This window comes from Thermogutta sp. (assembly GCF_039793925.1).
In the GTDB taxonomy this organism is placed as follows: Bacteria; Planctomycetota; Planctomycetia; order Pirellulales; family Thermoguttaceae; genus Thermogutta.
Genome location: NZ_JBAMME010000163.1, coordinates 1 through 1,130 on the forward strand (window position 1 = coordinate 1; position 1,130 = coordinate 1,130).

Below are 1,130 nucleotides of genomic sequence, written 5' to 3' on the forward strand. Positions count from 1 at the left end.
TGCGCCAACGTGGCGATCGAGAAACGAATCCCCAAAAGGCGAGCCCGTATCAATAACAATGTCGCCGAATTCGCCGCGCCTACACGGGTACGGACCGATGTCAGACGGCGTACGGATATATCCTGAGTCAGCGAAGCTGAGTCTTAGCGGCTTTGGCGGGTCAAGAATCCCTCCCCATTGAGCGTACGAGTTCGCAGTCATCAGTATGGCTATCGCTGCAGACAAGCTAGAGACAAGTAACTTTTTCATAACAGGCTCCCTCAGTTTAAACTCGGTCGCCCCGGTTGACGATCCGCGGGACCACATCCCAGACAAACTCATGAACACTTCTGGAATTTCACTTCTACGCACGAGTCAAACCGTGTATCGCTGTCAGGAAACCTCTTTTACCCCCCTTTCTACGTAAGATTTTTACCACATCGTAGTACAACGCACTTCGTAAAGAGCACATAGCCTCAGCGCGTATACTTTATGCCACTTGTTACCGAGGTCAAGGGTTATGCGGAAAATTTCACTCGGGCGTCGTTCTTTGTCGGCTTCGCAGAATGGGCGTCCTTGGAGGCCCGCCACCAGCAAGCCGAACAGAAGCACCAAGCGGCCAGCCTAGAGTTTCCTCTCTTTGCTCCAGATAGATAATGCCGCTGGATGAGAATCCGCAAGATGGGGTGCGCCGCAACTTGGCCTGCTGGCTTCCGTTGTGGGAGCAGGCCTGCCAACTGTCCGGCTTGAGCACGCAGGAAGGGGTCCAACAATGGGTCGAGCGTTTATTGCCAACAAAGGAGAATCCGGACGAGTGGGCGGGGGTGGTTGCGCTTCTCTTGGGCTATGGCGAGGCGGAGTTGGACAGATTGCGCGGCGTGCTGCAACGCGTGCGGTTGCGGGTAGCTGATGTGATACGGATGGGCGAGGCGCGGGTGCGCAATCCGCGGACGACAGCCAAGGAGTTGTCAGGGTTTAACGATTGGGTGACACGGCGGCGTACGGTGCTGCCTAGCCAGCGCCAGGGCGTTCGGGTTCAGCCCCGGACTACGCGAAGCATCGCGGATTTCGGCCATCATCCCGCCCCCCGAACAATCTTCAGAATTCCGCTCGAACTGCGCTTGATGCGTCGCCAAGCGCGAGGTAACTGA

Annotated in this window: 1 protein-coding gene; it reads left to right on the forward strand. The window is 56.6% G+C overall.

Annotation, left to right across the window (positions count from 1 at the left end; all coding sequences use genetic code 11):
• Nucleotides 1-665 precede the first annotated feature (665 nt).
• On the forward strand, nucleotides 666-1,130 hold the full coding sequence (locus ABJK56_RS06335; protein WP_347243820.1) for a hypothetical protein: 465 nt from the start codon (nucleotides 666-668) through the stop codon (nucleotides 1,128-1,130).